The organism is Sphingomonas changnyeongensis, from assembly GCF_009913435.1.
GTDB lineage: Bacteria > Pseudomonadota > Alphaproteobacteria > Sphingomonadales > Sphingomonadaceae > Sphingomonas_B > Sphingomonas_B changnyeongensis.
Map to the genome: position 1 here is coordinate 550,729 of NZ_CP047895.1, position 18,499 is coordinate 569,227.

Sequence of the window (18,499 nt, forward strand, 5' to 3'; positions counted from 1 at the left end):
CGGTCTGCCGCGTCAGCCGCCCCGGTCCAGCCACCAGCGGAACAGGCTGTGGGCGATCGCATAGGGCGGCGGGGCGATGAACGGCGCATCGGATGCCGCCCGCCCAGCCCCGACACCTGCGTTCATCGCCGCCGCGACGCCCGCCCGGTCGACCCAGAAAGCATCTTCCAGCTCCTCGGTGTCGAGCACCAGCTCGGGCGAATCGGCGGTGGCGACACAGGCGATCATCAGCGACGAGGGGAACGGCCAGGGCTGGCTGGTCACATAGCGGACGTCGCGCACCCGCAGCCCGGCTTCCTCCCACAGCTCGCGGGCCACCGCCTCCTCGATGCTCTCGCCGGGTTCGACAAAGCCCGCCAGCGCCGAATAACGGCCCTTGGGGTAGCGCGGCTGGCGGCCGACCAGCACCCGCCCGTCATGTTCGGCGAGCATGATGACCACCGGATCGACGCGCGGATAGCTTTCGGTGCCGCAGGCATCGCATTTGCGCCCCCAGCCGGCGCGCACGATCCGGCTGTCGCCGCTGCCGCAGCGCGCGCAGAACCGGTGGCGCAGATGCCAGTCGATCAGGCTGCGCGCGGCTGCATAGGTCGCCGCCTCGCTGGCGGGCAGCAGGTCGAGCATGCGGAAAATCGCCGGCGACCGGGTCGCCGCCTCGGGCAGCGCGTAATCGAGCGCGACGAAATGGGGCCGGCCATCGATCAGGCCAAGCAGCAGCAGCTCCGCCGTCTCATCGGCTTCGGCCAGGCTGCCCCAGTCGAGCAGCCCGTCGGGGGACAGCACCGGATCGATCCCGTCGAGGCGCAGCAGCCGCGCCCGCCAGTCGGCCATCGCCGCGGCCAGCGCCTCGGCATCGGCGCGCAGCCGGTCCGCCCGGTCGAGCGGGGAGCCGGTGAAACCGGGCTGATGATCAGCAAGCATGGACATCACAGTCCTTCATAGACGGCGGCGATGAACTCGCGCGTGAAGCGGTGCCGGGTGTCGGGCATATATTGGGCAAAGCCGCTGGCGCGCACGCCGCGCGCCCGGTCGACAAAGGCGACGGTCGCCGCAGCGCCGCCCCAGCCGAACGTCCCAGGCCCCGAACCCAGGCCGGCTGCCGCCGGCGTCGCCGCCAGCGTCACCCGCCCGCCCGCGCCAAACCCCTGGCCCGCGACATTGGTGCCGGCGGTCGATGCGCCGTCGGGCAGCAGGTTCGACATGGCGAGCCGCGCGGTTTCCGGGCGCATCACCCGCACATCGCCGATCGCGCCCTCACCCGCCAGCATCTGCAGGAACCGGTCATAGTCGCGCGGGCTGGTGACCAGCCCGGATCCGCCAAAGGGAAAGGCCGGCTTGTCGGCAAACACGCTGCTCCGCCCGCCATCGATCGGCAGCTCGGCCCGATCGGTCAGATAGTAATTGGTCACCAGCCGCGGCAGCTCGGCTGCGGGAACGGTGAAAAAGCTGCTCGACATGCCAAGCGGGCGGAACAGCCGCGCGTCCAGAAACGCGTCGAACGCCATGCCCGAGGCCAGCTCGATCACCCGGCCGAGCAGGTCGAGCGACACCGAATAGCTCCACCGCGTGCCCGGATCGGCGATCAGCGGCAGCGTCGCCAGCCGGTCGGCAAACTCGGCCAGGCTGGGCGCGGGCACGGCTTCGGGCTGGTCGGGCAGCTTCAGCCGGCTGACGGCAAACGGCGTCAGGCCGAGCCGGAAATAGGCGTCGCGCAGCGGCCCCTTGGTGACGATGGTATAGCCAAGGCCCGCCGTGTGGGTCAGCAGATGGCGGACGGTGATCGGCCCCTGCGCCGGGCGGCTGTCCAGCCCGGCTGCCGGATCGACCAGCACGCGCGGGCTGGCAAAGCCCGGAATGAAATCGGCGATGTTCTGATCAAGCCCCAGCCGCCCGTCCTCGACCAGCATCATCGCCGCGATCCCGGTCACGGGCTTGGTCATCGAATAGATGCGGTAAAGCGTGTCCGGGCCGACATCCGCCGCCGACCCGCGCGCCAGCGTCCCCGCGCTCAGGAAATAGGCGGCCCCGGTGCCGCGCGCGACCGCGGCGGCGGCGCCGGGCAGCGTCTTCTGCCCGACATAGCGGCCGATGAGCGCATGGACGCCGCGCCAGACGGCGGGAACCGGCTCGACTGCCGCAAAGGCCGGCCCCGCCAGCCCGGCCGCCACCGCCCCGGCCCCCAGCCGCGCCGCGCCGCCCAGAAAGCCGCGCCGGTCAAACCCCGACAGGTCAGGCCTGTTCGCCATCATCATCCCCTTCGTCCTTCCCGGTAACCGCCAGCCCCGTGACAGCCAGCCGCGCCGCCTTGGCAAACAGGCTGGGCAGGCCCGCTCGGTCCAGTTCGGCCAGCGGCCACCATTCCCCGCCCGGCGGCAGCGCGCAACGCCTGTCGAGCCGCGCCACCGCCACATCGAGGTCGAGCGAGAAATGCGTGAAGACATGGCGCACCGGCGGCGCGCGCAGCGTCCAGCGCGCGGTGAGCGGCGCCTGGGCCAGCCGCGCACCGGCATCCGCCGGATCGCCCCAGTCGCTGACCGGCAGCGCGCGCATGCCCGCCAGCAGCCCCTTTGGCGGCCGCCGCACCAGCAGCAGATGATCCTCCGCCACGGCGAAAAACCCGATGCCGTGGCGGTGCGGCCGCACCGGCTTTGCCGCGCGCACCGGATAGCGGGCCGGATCGCCCGTCGCCGCAGCGGCGCAGGCCCGACGCACCGGGCAGATCGCACAGGCCGGGTTGCGCGGCGTGCAGATGGTGGCCCCCAGATCCATCATCGCCTGCGCATAATCGCCCGGCCGCACCGCCGGGGTCAGGCGCGCGGCGTGATCGCGGATCTCGGGCTTGGCCTGGGCGATCGGCCGGTCGAGCGCGAACAGCCGCGCGATCACCCGTTCGACATTGCCGTCGACAACGGTCGCGGCCTGCCCGAACGCGATCGCGGCGATCGCCGCCGCCGTATAAGGCCCGATCCCCGGCAGCGCGCGCAGCCCCTGTTCGGTCGCGGGGAACACGCCGCCATGATCGGCCATCACCGCCCGCGCGCAGGCAAGCAGGTTGCGCGCCCGCGCATAATAGCCAAGCCCCGCCCATGCGGCCATCAGCTCGGCGTCCTCGGTAGCGGCCAGATCGGCGACGGTCGGCCAGCGGGCGGTGAACCGCGCGAAATAGGGCGCGGCGGCGGCCACCGTCGTCTGCTGCAGCATGATTTCGGACAGCCACACCCGGTAGGGATCGGGCGGCGGCGTGCCGGGCGGGCTGCGCCAGGGCAGGCGGCGGGCATGCCGGTCATACCAGTCAAGAAGGTCGGGCGCGATCACGCCCCCGGCTTTAGGCGGGTGGACGCTCGCGGGAAAGCTGTGGCAAGGATCGGCGATGAGCGGTCGCAAGCCCAGACAGGATGGCGGACAGCAAGCCGGGCGGGGGCATGAACCCGCACGCGGCGGGCGTCCGCGCGCGGTGGCCGAAATGCTGCCCGCGATCGGCCGCGCGTCATTCCGCCGCTTCGGCTTTGTCCAGCACGCGGTCGTCAGCCGCTGGGCGGAGATTGTCGGGCCGCGCTATGCCGATGTCTCGGCCCCCGAATCGATCCGCTTTCCCGCCGGGCAGCGCGCGGGCGGGGCGCTGACGCTGCAGGTGGCAAGCGCCCATGCGCCGATGCTCCAGCACGTGATCCCCGAGATCATTTCGCGGGTGAACCGTTTCTTCGGCTATCCGGCGATCGACCGGGTGATGCTGCGCCAGGGACTGACGCCGCGCCCGCGCCGCACGCCGGCCCCGGCCGCCACTGCCGAACCGCCGGTCGAGATCCCCGTCGATCTGGGCGACAGCCTGCGCGCGGTCGGCGATCCCGAACTGCGCGCGGTCCTTGAACAGCTGGCGCGCGGCATCGCGACCGGCGAAAAGCTGGCCGTGGCCGGCAAGGTAAAGGCATGACGATGGTCCGTTTCATGGCGCTGATCGGCACGGCCCTGATGGTCGCCGCCCCCACCACTGCCGCCCGCACCGAGGCCGCCCGCACCGACTGGGCCGGGCGCGTCGCCGTCACCCCGGCAGGCAGCTATGTGCGCGGCAATCCCGACGCGCCGCGCAAGCTGGTCGAATATGCAAGCTACACCTGCGACCATTGCGCGCATTTCTCGGCCGAGGCGGCGACACCGCTTGCCCGCGCCATTGCCGGCGGCAAGGTCAGCATCGAGTTCCGCCACGCGCTGCGCGACCGGCTGGACCTGACCGCGGCCCTGCTCGCCCGCTGCGCCGGCCCGGCGCGCTTCTTTGCCGCGAGCGAGGCGATCTTTGCCGAGCAAAAGGCATGGATCGACCGCACCATTGCCTATGAACAGGCCGAGCGGGCGGCGCTTGAGGCCGCCAGCCCGGTCGAGCGCATCCGGATGACCGCCCGCGCATCGGGGCTGACCGCGATCGTCGCCCGCTTCGGCGTGTCGGCCGAACGCGCCAATGCCTGTCTGGCCGATCCGGCGCAGCAAAAGACGCTGATCGACCAGGCCAATGAGGCCTGGAGCGAAAGGCGGATTCCGGGCACGCCCCATTTCATCCTCAACGGGACGCCGGTTGCGGCCAATGACTGGCCGGGCCTCGCCCCCTTGTGACCAAGTGACGGAGAGACTGACGATGCGTTTTGCCCTGATGCTCGGCGCGGCTGCGCTGGCGCTGTCTGCCTGCAGCCAGAGCGCCGATAACGGATCGGCCCCGGCAAATGGCACCGCCGCCGCCCCGGCGACCGGCGGCGCGGCGATCCCGCCGCCGGCCGGCAAGGAATGGAGCGATGTCGTCACCGCCCTCCCCGAAGGCGGGATGCGCATGGGCAATCCCGACGCGCCGGTGAAGCTGGTTGAATATCTGTCGCTCACCTGCCCGCACTGCGCCGAGTTTGCGCGCGAAGGCTTTGAAAAGCTGCGCGACCAATATGTGAAAAAGGGCACGGTCAGCCTTGAGGTGCGTAACTATGTGCGCGACCCGATCGACATGACGCTGACGCTCGTGTCGCGCTGCGGCGGGCCGGAGCCGTATTTCGCGATGACCGAACAGGCGCTGGCGACGCAGAACGAGATTTTCGACCGCGCGCAAAAGGCCGATCAGGCCGCCGTGCAGGCGCTCCAGTCCCAGGCCCCGGCCCAGCAGTTCCAGGGCCTCGCCCGGCTGCTCGGCTTCGACGCCTTTGCCCGCCAGCGCGGCATCGCCGAGGCGCGGCTGGACCAGTGCCTCGCCGACAAGGCGATGACCGACCAGCTGATCGCCATGCAGAAGACCGCCAATGACGAGCTGAAGATCCCGGGCACCCCGGCCTTCTTCCTCAATGGCCAGCTGCTCGAGGCGACCGGCACCTGGGAACAGCTGGAACCCAAGCTGAAGGCCGCCGGGGCCTGAGCATCGCCCCTCCGGCACGGCCCGCCGGGCCGGGGTGGCGCAGACGACCGGGGCGGGGAGAGCGGGAATGCGCTTCACCGGCCTGAAGCTTGTCGGCTTCAAAAGCTTTGTCGAACCCGCCGAACTCAGGATCGAGCCGGGGCTGACCGGCATTGTCGGCCCCAATGGCTGCGGCAAATCGAACCTGCTCGAGGCGCTGCGCTGGGTGATGGGCGAAGGATCGGCCCGGTCGCTGCGCGGCGGCGGGATGGACGATGTCATCTTCGCCGGCACCCAGCAGCGCCCGGCGCGCGACTTTGCCGAGGTGCAATTGTTCGCGCGCGGCGGGCCGGGGGGCGAGGATGACGAGATCGAGATCGTCCGCCGGATCGAGCGCGGGGCCGGTTCCGCCTATCGGCTGAACGGGCGCGACGTGCGCGCGCGCGACGTGGCGCTGCTGCTTGCCGATGCCGCGACCGGGGCGCATTCGCCGGCGCTGGTCAGCCAGGGGCGGATCGGCGCGGTGATCGCCGCGCGCCCGGTCGAGCGCCGGGCGATGCTGGAAGAGGCGGCGGGCATTGCCGGGCTGCACGTCCGGCGCAAGGATGCCGAACAAAGGCTGCGCGCGACCGAGGCCAATCTGGCGCGGCTCGGTGAAATGATCGCCGATATGGACGCGCGCGCCGGGCAGCTGCGGCGTCAGGCGCGCACCGCCGAACGCTACCGCGCGATTTCGGCCGATATCACCCGCGCCGAAGCGCGGATGATCTATGCCCGCTGGCGCGATGCAGCGGCAGCGGCGGAGGCGGCACGGGCCGAGGCGGCTGCCGCCGAGGACCGGGTGGCGACGCTTGGCGAGGCGCAGCGCGACGCCGCCGCCCTGAGCGGGGCCGCCGCCCGTCAGCTGGCCGAGGCGCGCAGCGCGGTCGAACAGGCGCGCGACCAGGCCGCCGAGCTGGCCCGCCGCCTCGCGGGCTTGAGCGCGGAGCGTGACGCGGCGCGGACCCGGCTCGCCGATCTGGGCCATGCGCGGGCGCGGCTGGACGCGGACCGGGCGCGCGAGGGCGCACTGGCGCATGACGCAGCCGAGGCGATCGCCCGGCTGGGCGATGAGGTGCGGATGCTCGCCGCCCGCATCGCCGAAAGCGAGGCCGAGGCCCCGGCCCTGGCCGCGGCACTCGCCGGGGCCGAAAGCGCCGCCCGCGATGCCGAGGTGGCGCTGGCCCAGGCGCTATCGCGCCAGGCGCGCGAACAGGCGGATGCGCAGATCGCCCGTTCAGCGGTGGCGGCGGCGCGGGGACGGCGCGACCGGGCGGCGCGCGAGCTGGCGCAGGTCGATGCCCAGATTTCGGCGCTTGGCGACGATGCCGCGCTGACCGCCGCGCGCACCGCCGCCACCACCGAACGCATCGCCGCCGAACAGGCAGCGGCGGAGGCCGGGCGGGCGATCGAGGCGGCGGAGGCCGCGCGCGCCGTGGCCGCCGCCGCGCGCGACGCGGCCGAGACAGCGCGCGCCGCCGCCCGCGCCGCGCTGGGCGCGCTCGAAGCCGAGCGGACGGCACTCGCCAAGACGCTGTCCGGGCGCAGCGGCGACCGGCTGATCGATCATGTCCGGGCCGCACCCGGCCATGAACGCGCACTGGCCGCCGCCTTTGGCGACGAGCTGGACCTGCCGGTCAGCGGCTGGCGCGCCCTCGCAGCCGGCGACGGCGGCGACGGCGGCGACCCGGCCCTGCCGCCGGGGGCGGCGCGGCTGGCCGATCATGTCACCGCGCCGGCAGCGCTCGCCCGGCGGCTCGCCCAGATCGCGCTGGTGCCGGCGGATCCGGGCCTGCCGCTGGCCGCCGGGCAGGCGCTGGTGACGCCCGACGGGCGGATGCGGCGCTGGGACGGGCTGGAGACCGAGGAAGGCGGGGCGGCGGCCGCCGAACGGCTGATCCGCGCCAACCGGCTCGACGCACTTGATGCCGCGCTGCCCGAGGCGCGGGCGGCGCATGACCGGGCCGAAGCCGACATGGCCGATACCGCCCGGCAGTTGGCCGAAGCGCGGAGCGCGGCTGAACAGGCGCGCCACGCGCGTGCCGAAGCCGATGCCCGCATCCGCGCCGGACGGCGCGCCGAGGACGCGGCCGAGGCTGCGCTGGAGCGGCACGGCACAAGGCTGCGCGAACTGACCGACCGGCAGGCCCGCGCCGCAGCGGAGCGCGACGAGGCCGAGGCGGAAACGCGGGCCGCCGAGGCGGCGCTCGCCGCCCTGCCCGATGGCAGCGGCATTGCGGGCGAGGTCGCGGCGCTGCAGGCGGACAGTGCGGCGGCACGCGCGCTGGTTGCCGACCGCAAGGCGCTGGCGGCGACGCGCGAGCGGGCGCTGGCCGGTGACCGCGACCGGCACCAGGCGGCACAGGCCGAGGCGCGCAGCTGGCGCAGCCGCGCCGGCGACGCCGCGCGGCGGATCGCCGACATGGCGCGGCGCGATGACGAGCTGGCGGAGGAGCTGGCGGCGCTCGGCCCCCGTCCCGCCCTGCTCGAGGCCGAGATCGACCGGCTGGGCGCGGCCCGCAAGGAGGCGGAAGCGGCGACCGGCGCGGCGATGGCCGCACTGACCGCCGCCGAGGCGCGCGCCCGCGCGGTCGAGGCGCAGCTCGCCGAGGCAGGCGAGGCGCTGGCGGCGGCGCGCGAGGCGCGGGCGGGCGCGGCGGCGCGGGCCGAGGCGAGCGACCTGAGGCGGGTGGAGATGGGCCGGGTATCGGGCGAGCGTTTTTCCTGCCCGCCGCCGGTGCTGCCCGAACGGGTCGGCTTTGCATCGGCCGATGTCGGCACGCCCGAGGCCGAATCGGCGCGCCACGACCAGCTGCTGCGCGACCGCGAACGGATCGGCCCGGTCAATCTGGTCGCCGAGCAAGAACTGGCCGAGCTGAGCGCCGCGCTTGAGCGCATGACCGGCGAGCGGGACGAGCTGACCGAGGCGGTCAACCGGCTGCGCGGCTCGATCGGCAGCCTCAACCGCGAGGGGCGGGCGCGGCTGCTGCAGGCCTTTGCCGCCGTGGACGGGCATTTCCGGCGGCTGTTCACCCAGCTGTTCGGGGGCGGCGAGGCCTATTTGCAGCTGGTCGATTCGGACGATCCGCTGGAAGCGGGGCTGGAGATCATGGCCCAGCCGCCGGGCAAGAAGCTGGCCAGCCTGACCCTGTTGTCGGGCGGCGAACAGGCGCTGACCGCAGTGGCGCTGATCTTCGGCCTGTTCCTGACCAACCCCGCCCGGTGTGCGTGCTGGACGAGGTCGATGCGCCGCTCGACGACGCCAATGTCGAACGCTTTTGCGACCTGCTCGATGCGATGGCGACCGATACGGCGACCCGCTATCTGATCGTCACCCACAATGCGGTGACGATGAGCCGGATGCACAGGCTGTTCGGCGTCACCATGGTCGAACGCGGCGTCAGCCGGCTGGTGTCGGTCGATCTGGGCGCGGCCGAGGCCCTGCTCGCCGCGCAATAATCCGCCCCGCGATTCGTTCGCCCCACCCGAAAGGAACTGCCGTGACCGGCCCGACCATCGCCTTCCTGCTTTACCCCAATGTCACCCAGCTCGACCTGACCGGACCGGCGCAGGTGTTGTCGCGCCTGCCCGGGGCGCGGATCGAGCTGGTGGCCGCCTCACTGGACCCTGTGGCGACCGATTCGGGCTTTGCGCTGCTGCCCTCGGCAACATTTGCGACCGCCGCCCAGCCCGACATTGTCTGCGTGCCCGGCGGTTTCGGCATCACCGGCGCGATGGAGGATGAAGCGGCGCTCGACTGGCTGATCCGCGCCGCACCGGGCGCGCAATGGGTGACGAGCGTGTGCGTCGGATCGCTGATGCTGGGGGCCGCCGGGCTGCTGACCGGCTACCGCGCGACCTGCCACTGGGCGAGCCATGACTATCTGGCGGCGTTTGGCGCGATCCCGGTGCGCGAACGGGTGGTTTTCGACCGCAACCGCGTGACCGGCGGCGGCGTGACCGCGGGCATCGACTTTGCCTTTGCGCTGATTGCGCGCATCGCCGGCGACGATCATGCCCGATTCGTGCAGCTGGCGCTCGAATATGATCCGGCACCGCCCTTTGACGCCGGCACCCCCGAACGCGCCGCGCCCGATACCGTCGCCCGCTACCGCGCGCTCGTCGACCGGACGGCGCCCGACCGGCCGCAGCGTTATCTGGCGGCGGCGGCACGGCTGAAGGCCCGGCAGCCGGGCTGATGCATGGTCGGGCCGGGCGGGATCACCCCCCAGCCTGGACCGCCGGACACAAAAAAGGCGGGCCGAGAAGGCCCGCCTTTCTGTCTGTCAGCCAAAGGCCGGATCAGGACTGAAGCGGCGTCAGATTGACCGCAGCATATTTGCCACGGCGATCAACCTCCAGTTCGAACTCCAGCCGATCGCCTTCGTTCAGGCCCGGCATGCCGGCACGCTCGACCGCCGAGATATGCACAAAGGCATCGGGCTGGCCGTCATCGCGCTGGATGAAGCCGAAGCCCTTCATGGCGTTGAAGAACTTGACCGTCCCGCTCGCCTTTTCGCCGGTCAGCTGACGCTGCGGCCCGCCGGCGCCGCGCGGCGCGGCGTCGCGCGGGGGACCGCGGTCGGTGACGGGCAGCGGCTCGCCTTCAATCTTGAGGTCGGTCGCCGAGACGCGCCCGCCACGGTCGACCAGCGTGAAGCCCAGCGGCTGACCTTCGGCCAGGCCGGTCAGGCCGGCGCGTTCGACCGCCGAGATGTGCACGAACACATCTTCGCCGCCATCGTCGCGCACGATGAAGCCGAAGCCCTTCTGGCCGTTGAAGAACTTCACGACGCCGGTGCCTTCGCCGATCACCTGGGCGGGCATGCCGCCCCGGCCGCCACCGCCGAAGCCGCCACCACCGCCACCAAAACCGCCGCCGCCACCAAAGCCGCCGCGCGGGCCGCCGAAGCCGCCGCCGCCACCACCAAAGCCGCCGCCGCCGCCGAAGCCGCGATCGCCAAAGCCGCCACGGTCGCCAAAGCTGTCAAAGCCTTCGTCGCCGAAACCGTCCCGCTTGTCCCTGCCACCGCGCTGACCGCGCCGCCCTCTGTCGAAACCCATGCCGTTCAAATCTTTCCCGGTTCGCCCACCAAAACCCGTCAGAACAGGCGCACCGGACGATGGCCGCTCGTTCCCAAGACGCAAAGCCATAGATGCGCCCAAGTTTCGCTATAGCCGAGAATCGCGCCCATCGCGAACAAAATATCCACAGCCCGCAATGGCGATCGTCGCGACGCGTTCATCTGTTGCCGAAAATCATCGCCGTCGAGACAAAGGACCGCGATTGACCGCATGACAGGTCGCCGCAACCGGGCCGTGCCGATCCCGCTGATCGTCCGGCAAAGACCAACCGAATCCGCCGCGCGGACGCGACATCGCCGCCACCGAATCGCCTGCGGCCCGGCGGGCAGGCCGGCCCCCGGCGGCCATCGGCCATTGAGCGGCGGCCCCGACAGGCCTATGCGCAGGGCATGACCGTTCATTTCCATGAAGAAGACCTGCCGGCCGGCGTGCTCGCCGACGGACCGATTGCCGTCGACACCGAGACCATGGGGCTGGTCACGCCCCGCGACCGGCTGTGCGTCGTCCAGATCAGCGACGGGCGCGGCGACGAACATCTGGTCCGCTTCGGGCCCGGCTCGGACTATGCGGCCCCGGTGTTGCGGGCGGTGCTCGCCGATCCGGCGCGGCTCAAGCTCTATCATTTCGCGCGGTTCGACCTGGCCGCGATCCGGCATTATCTGGGCGTCGTCGCCGCCCCGGTCTATTGCACCAAGACCGCATCGCGACTGGTGCGGACCTACACCGACAGGCACGGGCTGAAGGAGCTGGTGCGCGAGCTGCTGGGCCAGGACATTTCCAAGCAGCAGCAAAGCTCGGACTGGGGCGGCCCGGTGCTGAGCGAGGCGCAGTGCGACTATGCGGCGTCCGACGTGCGCTATCTTCACGCGCTGCGCGAGGAGCTTGACCGCCGGCTGGCGCGCGAGGGGCGGGCCGAGCTCGCTCAGGCCTGTTTCGATTTCCTGCCGCACCGCGCCGCGCTCGATCTGGCGGGCTGGCCGGAAATCGACATTTTCGCGCATGTCTGATCGGCGACAGCCCGGCTTCCCCCGGCCCGGTCAGCAGCCAGGCGACGCGGCACGTGTCTGAGGCCGCCGACCGGTCGCGCGACGCGCGCCGCCTGTGGGCGCTGCCCGGCAGCAGCCATGACCGGCTGGTGCGACTGCTCCAGGGCGGGCTGCCGGTGCTGATCGGCGCGCTGGTCGCCGTGCTGTCCATTGCCCCGCTGACCGACAGCAACGAGCTGAGCTTCGTGCTCGACAAGAACCGGGTCGAGGTCGCGCGCGAACGGATGCGCGCCACCGAGGCACTCTACCGCGGCGAGGACAGCAAGGGTCAGCCCTTTTCGCTGCGCGCCGGATCGGCCGTGCAGGCCACCTCGCGCGAACCGATCGTGCGGCTGAGCGACCTGTCGGCGCGGCTGCTGATGCGCGACGGGCCGGCGGTGCTCGAGGCGGGGCGGGCGCGCTATGACATGCAGAAAGAAACGGTCGCCGTCGAAGGGCCGGTAACGTTCCAGTCGGCCGATGGCTACCGGCTGGCGACACGCGATGTCGATGTCGATCTGAAGGGCCGCACGATTGCCAGCCGGGGGGCGGTTGACGGGCGGATGCCGATCGGCACGTTCGGCGCGCAGCGGCTGAGCGCCGATCTGAACGCCCGCGTCGTGCGGCTGGAAGGCGGGGCGCGCTTGCGCATCACCCAGGGTAAGGCCAGAGGAACGCGATGACGATGTTTGCCCGTATCCGCGCGATGCCGGCGCTGGCGGCGATGCTGGCGCTGGCCGGCCCCGCCGCTGCCCAGGCGCTGCGCGGCCACAACACCGCTGCCCCGGTCGATGTCGAGGCCGACCGGATCGAGGTGCAGGACCGGGCCGACCGGGCGGTCTTTGCCGGCAATGTGCGCGTGCGCCAGGGCGACCTGGCGCTTGATGCCGCACGGCTGACCATTGCCTATGACCGTCAGGGCGGCGACGGGCTGCAGATCGAGCGGCTCGATGCCGCCGGGGGCGTCACCTTGCGCAGCCCGAGCGAGACGGCGCGCGGCCAATATGCAATCTACGATCTCAATCGGCGCCAGATCACCATGGTCGGCGGCGTCACGCTCAACCAGGGGGCGAACGTGATCCGGGGCGGACGGCTGGTGATAGACCTCAACAGCGGCCGGGCGAGCATGGACGGCGCCGCTGCACCCGGCACGACGACGGGCCGGGGCGGCCGCGTCACCGGCAGGTTCACCGTGCCGCAGCGGCAGGACGGCACCGGCGAGCGGCGCTGACGCCGCGCGGCGGCCGGGCGCGATCGGCGGCACGCGCAATCGCCCCGAACCTGCCATGCACAAAGCTTGCCAATCGGCGCGTCTTCACCAATCATCAACCGCGACCTGCGATCCACCGGAGCCGGCATGACCGAACTCGTCCATCCCGAAGCGGACCGGCCCGAAGCGGCCCGATCCGAAGCCGCCCGACCCGAAGCCGGCCCGGCGCAATCGGCGGATGCGGCCCCGGCGGGCGGGCTGGCGGTGGTGTCGATCGCCAAGGCCTATGACCGGCGCACCGTGCTGTCCGATGTGTCGCTGTCGGTCGCGCGCGGCGAGGTGGTCGGCCTGCTCGGCCCCAATGGCGCGGGCAAGACGACCTGCTTTTATTCGATCATGGGGCTGGTGAAGCCCGATTCGGGGCGCATCCTGCTCGACGGGCAGGACATTACCGGCCTGCCGATGTATCGCCGGGCGATCCTCGGGCTGGGCTATCTGCCGCAGGAAACCTCGATCTTTCGCGGGCTCAGCGTTGAACAGAATATCTCGGCCGTGCTCGAACTGGCCGAGCCGGATAAGGATGCCCGTGCCGCACGGCTTGAAACGCTGCTCGACGAATTCGGGCTGGCACGGCTGCGCGGATCGCCGGCCATGGCGCTGTCGGGCGGGGAAAGGCGGCGCTGCGAGATTGCGCGCGCGCTGGCGGCCGATCCGTCGATCATCCTGCTCGACGAGCCGTTTGCGGGCATCGACCCGATTTCGATCTCCGACATTCGCGATCTGGTCAAGCAGCTGAAACAGCGTGGCATCGGGGTGCTGATCACCGATCACAATGTGCGCGAGACGCTCGACATCGTCGACCGCGCCTGCATCATCTATGACGGCCGGGTGCTGTTCGCGGGCAGCCCCGAGGCGCTGGTCGCCGACGCCAATGTCCGCCGCCTGTATCTGGGCGAGGGCTTCGCGCTGTAGCGGCTGGCATGGCGCTCTCCCCTCGCCTCGACCTGCGCCAGTCGCAATCGCTGGTGATGACGCCCCAGCTCCAGCAGGCGATCAAGCTGCTGACGCTGTCCAATCTCGAGATCGAAAGCTTCATCGCCGGCGAGCTGGAACGCAACCCGCTGCTCGGCACCGAGGAACAGGGACGCAGCGCAGCACCCGGCGCGGACGGCGATGGCGGAGCCGATGGTGAGGGAGAAGGCGATGGCTGGGGCGAAGTCTGGGGCGACCGCGACGCGCCGGGCGATCCGGTCACCGCCGACCGGCTGATCGCACATGGCGACGGCCTTGCCGACACCCCGCTCGACGTCGATCTGGTGGCCGAGACCTTTCACCATGACGGTCCCGCCGATGCCGCGCCCGACCATGGCGGGGCAGGCGTGGCCGGGGACAATTCCGGCGACAGGACGGGCGGCGGCACGCAGGACTGGGAACCGTCGCTGGGCGGCGGATCGGACGGCGGGTCCGCCGCCAGCGCCGATGGGCCGGATTTCGACAGCTTTGCCGCGCCCGCCGCATCGCTTGGCGATCATCTGCTCGCCCAGGCCGGCCAGTGCCTGTCCGGCCCCGATCTGGCGATCGCCACCCATCTGATCGATCTGATCGACGAGGCCGGCTATCTGCGCGCCGCGCTGCTCGACGTGGCGCAGCGGCTGGGCGTGCCGCTGGCGACGGTCGAGCGGGTGCTGGGCGTCATCCACGGCTTCGACCCGACCGGGGTCGGCGCGCGCAGCCTGGCCGAATGTCTGGCGTTGCAGGCGCGCGAGGCCGACCGTTACGATCCGGCCATGGCGCGGATGATCGACAATCTCGACCTGCTCGCGGCCGGCAAGCTCGCCCAGCTCAGGCGCATCTGCGGCGTGGACGAGGAAGATCTGGCCGACATGATCCGCGAACTGCGCGGCTATGACCCGAAGCCGGGGCTGAGGTTCGACGGCGCGCGGGTGGAGGCGGTCAGCCCCGATCTGTTCGTCACCCGGCGCGGCGACGGCTGGGCGATCGAGATCAACGGCGCGACGCTGCCCCGGCTGCTCGTCGACCGGCATTATTATGCCGAGCTGTGCGCGGGTGCGAACAAGGCATCGCGGGCCTGGCTGGGCGAGCAGCTGCAAACCGCCAACTGGCTGGTCAAGGCGCTCGACCAGCGCCAGCGCACGATCATCAAGGTCGCGACCGAGATCGTGCGCCGCCAGGAGGGGTTTTTCCAGAAGGGCGTCGCCCATCTGCGCCCGCTGACGCTGCGTCAGGTCGCCGAGGCGGTCGGGCTGCACGAATCGACGGTCAGCCGCGTGACCTCCAACAAATATCTGAGCTGCGCGCGCGGACTGTTCGAGCTGAAATATTTCTTCACCAGTGCGATCCAGGCCGCCGATGGCGGCGAAGCGGTGTCGGCCGAGGCGGTCAAGACCGCGATCCGCACGCTGATCGCCGCCGAACAGCCGGATGCGATCCTGTCCGACGATACGCTGGTCGACATGCTGCGCGAACGCGGGTTCGACATCGCCAGGCGCACCGTCGCCAAATATCGCGAGGCGATGGGAATCGGATCATCCGTGCAGCGCCGGCGACAAAAGGCGCTTGGCATGCGCGCCGCCTGAGGGGCGGGTTTACCAGGTTGAAGGATTAACGGGGGCATGATCGGCCGCGCCTAATCTGGGGACCGGCCATGATGACCAAGTTCAGCCGCAACTGCAGCTTCCTGACCCTTGCCCTGACGCTGGCCGCCTGTGGCGGCGGTGGGGGCGGCGGCGTCGGCTCCGCCGGCTCGGCCCCTCCGGCGCCTGCGCCGGCGCCAGCACCCAGCCCGGCTCCGGCACCTGCGCCAGCACCGGCACCAGCACCCAGCCCGGCACCTGCTCCCGCCCCGGCACCCAGCCCTGCCCCGGCACCCGCGCCAAGCCCTGCGCCTGCGCCTGCGCCTGCGCCTGCGCCTGCGCCTGCGCCCGCGCCTGCGCCTGCGCCCGCGCCGACGACAAACACCACGCTCACCAATCTTCAGGTCAGCGAGACCTTCGCCGCCCCGGTGGCCGCATCCAGGCGACGCTCGGCGCATCGGGCAATAGCGGCGTGACCGGCACGCTGTCCGATGCCGGCAGCGGCGTCAGCCTTGCCTATGACGCGGCGACCGGGGGCTATACGATCCGCGACGCGACCGGCGCGAGCACCAGCTTCCTGCCGGCGAACCGCGAGGCCAATACCGCGCCCGGCCGGTCGGATGCGGTCGCGACCGTCTATGCCAAGTCCAGCGGCAACCGCGACGACGAGCTGATCCTGTTCAACCCCGGCAGCGGCAACACCCAGCTGGCGCTGACCTATGTCAGCTATGGCGCATGGCAGGCGCTGACCGACAATGGCGCGACCTCGACGCTGGCGACCCAGTATTTCGTGTTCGGCATCCGCCAGTCGCCGACCCAGCCAAGCACCGGGTCAGCCAGCTACACGACCAAGCCCGACGGGCTGTGGGTGACGCCGAACGGCGTCTATTCGCTGTCCGGCACCAGCAGCTTCACCGCCAATTTCTCGGCGATGACGGTGTCGACCCAGCTGAACCTCACGGGAACGCTGGCCACCGACAGTTCGACGACGCGCAGCCTGGGCACGTTCAACGGCACCGGCACCATCGCGGCGCTGGGCGGGGGCTTTACCGGCAGCTTCACCCAATCGGGCACCGATGCCGGCGGCAACACCTATAGCGGCGGCTTTACCGGCGCATTTTTCGGCCCGCAGGGTCAGGAAGTCGGCTATAGCTTCCGCCTGACCGGCACCGGCGGGACGGCGGTGGGCGCCGTGGTCGGCCGGGGCAACTGAGCGCGGACAGGGTCCGGGCGGACTGGGAGGGGAGAATGGCGGTCGCCGCGCGGCGCGCGATGCTGCTCGCCCTCACCTTGCTCACCCTCGCCGTGCCGGCCCTGCCAGCTGCTGCCCAGTCCGCCGCACCGCCGCCCGCCCCGGCTTCGCCGGGCCAGACGCCCTGCGAACAGGCGCGCGTCTGCGCCTCGGGGCTGAGCGCCGCACAGGTGTTCGCGGTGGCCGAGGCCCAGGCCGCAGCCGGCCGGATCGCGGCTGCCGAAACGCTGCTCCGCGGCCTGACCCGCGACCCGAATGGTGATATTCGCGCCGAAGCGCGCTTCCGCCTGTCGGTGCTGGCCGAGGCGCGCGGGGACCGGGCGGCGGCCATCGCCTGGCTCAAGGAGCTGATCGACGAAAAGCCCGGCGCGCCGCGCCCGCGGCTTGAACTGGCGCGGCTGCTCGCTCTCGCGGGCGACGAAGCAGGCGCGCGCCGCGAGCTGCGCCGCGCCGGGGCCGCCGGGCTGCCCGAAGATGTGGCGCGGGTCGTCGACCGGTTCGCGCTCGCGCTGCGGTCGAGCCGCCCGATCGGCGGGGCGTTCGAGCTGGCGCTCGCCCCGGATTCGAACATCAACCGCGCCACCAGCCTGCAAAGCGTCGATACGGTCGTCGCCCCGCTGGTGCTCAGCCCCGATGCGCGCGCGCGCTCGGGCATCGGCGTGTCGCTGTCGGGGCAGGGCTTTGCCCGCGCCGCCCTGTCGGACAGGATCGAATGGCTGAGCCGCGTGTCGGCGCGCGCGGATCTTTATGGCCGGTCTCAGTTCAACGATGTCGTGCTCACGCTCGCGACCGGGCCTGAGCTGCGCGCCGGCGGCACGCGGCTGCGCCCGGCACTGGTCGGCACCCGCCGCTGGTTCGGCGGCGTGCGCTTTTCCGATGCGGTCGGCGGATCGTTCAACCTGTTGCGCCCGCTCGACCGGACCAGCCAGATCGAGGCCGAGCTGACCCTGCTCGACAGCCGCTTTCCGGCGATTCCGGCGCAGGACGGGGTGCTCGCCGATCTCAACATCGCCTATGACCGCGCCTTCTCCCCGCGCTTCAGCGGGCGGGTGGGCGCGCGGATCACGCGGCAGGATGCCCGCGAAGCGTTCCTCGCCAACCGCACGGTGGCATTCGACCTGCTCGCCTCGCGCGCCTTTGGCAAACAGCTGCTGTTCCTGCAGGCGGTGGGCAGCCGGCTGCAGGGCGATGCCCGCGACCCGCTGTTCGGCGCGGTGCGGCGCGACACGCGGGTCGACCTGACCGCCGGGCTGATCCTGCGCCGCTTCACGCTGCACGGGCTCGCGCCGCTGATCCGCATCACCCGCACGTCGAGCAGCTCGACCATTCCGATCTTCGATTTCAGCCGCACCCGGGTCGAGTTCGCGCTGTCGCGCGAGTTCTGACGGGAAAGCGGGCCGCCGCCCGTCACACCGGCAGCGCGGTCGTCGCCTTGATCTCCGACAGCGCGACGACCGAGTTGATTTCCTGCACTCCCGGCACCCGGCTCAGCCGGTCGAAAAAGAAGCGTTCATAGGCATCGACATCCTCGACGACGATCTTGAGCAGGAAATCGACCGTCCCCATCAGCACATAGCATTCGAGCACTTCGGGATAGTCGCGGATCGCCGCGCTGAACTCCTCCAGATTGGCGCGGCCGTGCGAGTTGAGCTTCACCTGCGCAAAGATCTGCGCCTTCAGCCCCAGCGCCTGGCGGTCGAGCAGCGCGACGCGGCGGCGGATCAGCCCGTCCTCGGTCAGCCGCTGGACACGCCGCCAGCAGGGCGAGGTGGACAGGCCGACACGCTCGGCCAGCTCGGCCATCGACAGGCCGGCATCCTGTTGCAGCTCGCGCAGGATCTTGCGGTCGAACGGGTCAAGCTCCGGCATGGTTTTGCTCATTATGTCCACCAGTCGGCATATTTTTGCGCAATATGGCCCGAACCCCACAAG

General features: G+C 71.5%; 17 protein-coding genes and 1 pseudogene. 12 read left to right on the forward strand and 6 right to left on the reverse strand.

What is annotated here, in order from left to right:
• Window positions 1-12: 12 nt before the first annotated feature.
• From nudC to mutY, 3 genes are read right to left on the reverse strand one after another with little or no spacing between them, the layout of a single operon-like run.
• Window positions 13-927 carry an NAD(+) diphosphatase gene (gene nudC, locus GVO57_RS02810; RefSeq protein WP_407695703.1) on the reverse strand — a complete coding sequence of 305 codons (915 nt, stop codon included), beginning with the start codon at window positions 925-927 and terminating at the stop codon, window positions 13-15.
• Window positions 927-2,252, reverse strand: coding sequence for a serine hydrolase domain-containing protein (locus GVO57_RS02815; RefSeq protein ID WP_160591664.1), 1,326 nt, complete (start codon window positions 2,250-2,252; stop codon window positions 927-929). Before GVO57_RS02815 ends, nudC begins: the two co-directional genes overlap by 1 nt.
• Complete coding sequence (gene mutY, locus GVO57_RS02820; protein WP_233281445.1) at window positions 2,230-3,315, reverse strand: A/G-specific adenine glycosylase; 1,086 nt, start codon at window positions 3,313-3,315, stop codon at window positions 2,230-2,232. Before mutY ends, GVO57_RS02815 begins: the two co-directional genes overlap by 23 nt.
• Window positions 3,316-3,370: 55 nt before the next feature.
• Here mutY and GVO57_RS02825 point away from each other — a divergent pair, with 55 nt between their 5' ends.
• The 5 genes and pseudogenes from GVO57_RS02825 to GVO57_RS02845 all read left to right on the forward strand — a co-directional run bounded on the left by GVO57_RS02825 (window position 3,371) and on the right by GVO57_RS02845 (window position 9,600).
• Window positions 3,371-3,931: a DUF721 domain-containing protein gene (locus GVO57_RS02825; RefSeq protein WP_160591666.1), complete on the forward strand. Its 561-nt coding sequence runs from the start codon at window positions 3,371-3,373 to the stop codon at window positions 3,929-3,931.
• Entirely contained in the window at window positions 3,928-4,605 is a 678-nt protein-coding gene (locus GVO57_RS02830) for a DsbA family protein (RefSeq protein WP_160591668.1), read from the forward strand. Before GVO57_RS02825 ends, GVO57_RS02830 begins: the two co-directional genes overlap by 4 nt.
• A 22-nt stretch (window positions 4,606-4,627) precedes the next feature.
• A complete protein-coding gene (locus GVO57_RS02835; RefSeq protein WP_160591670.1) occupies window positions 4,628-5,383 on the forward strand; it encodes a thioredoxin domain-containing protein in 756 nt (251 codons plus the stop codon).
• 67 nt (window positions 5,384-5,450) lie between these two features.
• Window positions 5,451-8,860, forward strand: a pseudogene (locus GVO57_RS02840) (chromosome segregation SMC family protein).
• A gap of 41 nt (window positions 8,861-8,901) precedes the next feature.
• The gene (locus GVO57_RS02845; protein WP_160591672.1) at window positions 8,902-9,600 is read left to right on the forward strand and encodes a DJ-1/PfpI family protein; all 699 of its coding nucleotides are present in this window, start codon (window positions 8,902-8,904) and stop codon (window positions 9,598-9,600) included.
• Window positions 9,601-9,703: 103 nt separating this feature from the next.
• On the opposite strand, the gene GVO57_RS15345 is transcribed toward GVO57_RS02845, so the two are convergent.
• Complete coding sequence (locus GVO57_RS15345) at window positions 9,704-10,465, reverse strand: cold-shock protein (RefSeq protein WP_160591674.1); 762 nt, start codon at window positions 10,463-10,465, stop codon at window positions 9,704-9,706.
• A gap of 38 nt (window positions 10,466-10,503) precedes the next feature.
• A complete protein-coding gene (locus GVO57_RS02855) occupies window positions 10,504-10,887 on the reverse strand; it encodes a hypothetical protein (protein WP_160591677.1) in 384 nt (127 codons plus the stop codon).
• Between GVO57_RS02855 and GVO57_RS02860 the strand changes: the two genes are divergently transcribed.
• From GVO57_RS02860 to GVO57_RS02890, 7 genes are all read left to right on the forward strand, one after another.
• On the forward strand, window positions 10,876-11,493 hold the full coding sequence (locus GVO57_RS02860) for a ribonuclease D (RefSeq protein WP_160591679.1): 618 nt from the start codon (window positions 10,876-10,878) through the stop codon (window positions 11,491-11,493). The two genes, GVO57_RS02855 and GVO57_RS02860, sit on opposite strands and share 12 nt — an antisense overlap.
• A gap of 53 nt (window positions 11,494-11,546) precedes the next feature.
• Complete coding sequence (locus tag GVO57_RS02865) at window positions 11,547-12,194, forward strand: LPS export ABC transporter periplasmic protein LptC (protein ID WP_160591681.1); 648 nt, start codon at window positions 11,547-11,549, stop codon at window positions 12,192-12,194.
• Window positions 12,191-12,742, forward strand: a complete 552-nt coding sequence (locus tag GVO57_RS02870; RefSeq protein WP_407695704.1) for an LptA/OstA family protein — start codon at window positions 12,191-12,193, stop codon at window positions 12,740-12,742. Before GVO57_RS02865 ends, GVO57_RS02870 begins: the two co-directional genes overlap by 4 nt.
• Window positions 12,743-12,868: 126 nt before the next feature.
• On the forward strand, window positions 12,869-13,693 hold the full coding sequence (gene lptB, locus GVO57_RS02875) for an LPS export ABC transporter ATP-binding protein (RefSeq protein WP_160591683.1): 825 nt from the start codon (window positions 12,869-12,871) through the stop codon (window positions 13,691-13,693).
• An 8-nt stretch (window positions 13,694-13,701) separates the two neighbouring features.
• The gene (gene rpoN / locus GVO57_RS02880) at window positions 13,702-15,318 is read left to right on the forward strand and encodes an RNA polymerase factor sigma-54 (protein WP_160591685.1); all 1,617 of its coding nucleotides are present in this window, start codon (window positions 13,702-13,704) and stop codon (window positions 15,316-15,318) included.
• Between the two features lie 469 nt (window positions 15,319-15,787).
• Complete coding sequence (locus GVO57_RS02885; protein WP_160591687.1) at window positions 15,788-16,528, forward strand: transferrin-binding protein-like solute binding protein; 741 nt, start codon at window positions 15,788-15,790, stop codon at window positions 16,526-16,528.
• A gap of 35 nt (window positions 16,529-16,563) precedes the next feature.
• Window positions 16,564-17,952, forward strand: a complete 1,389-nt coding sequence (locus GVO57_RS02890) for a tetratricopeptide repeat protein (RefSeq protein ID WP_160591689.1) — start codon at window positions 16,564-16,566, stop codon at window positions 17,950-17,952.
• Window positions 17,953-17,974: 22 nt separating this feature from the next.
• Here the strand turns inward: GVO57_RS02890 and GVO57_RS02895 are convergent, their stop codons facing one another.
• Window positions 17,975-18,436, reverse strand: coding sequence for an Lrp/AsnC family transcriptional regulator (locus GVO57_RS02895; RefSeq protein WP_160591693.1), 462 nt, complete (start codon window positions 18,434-18,436; stop codon window positions 17,975-17,977).
• Window positions 18,437-18,499 lie beyond the last annotated feature (63 nt).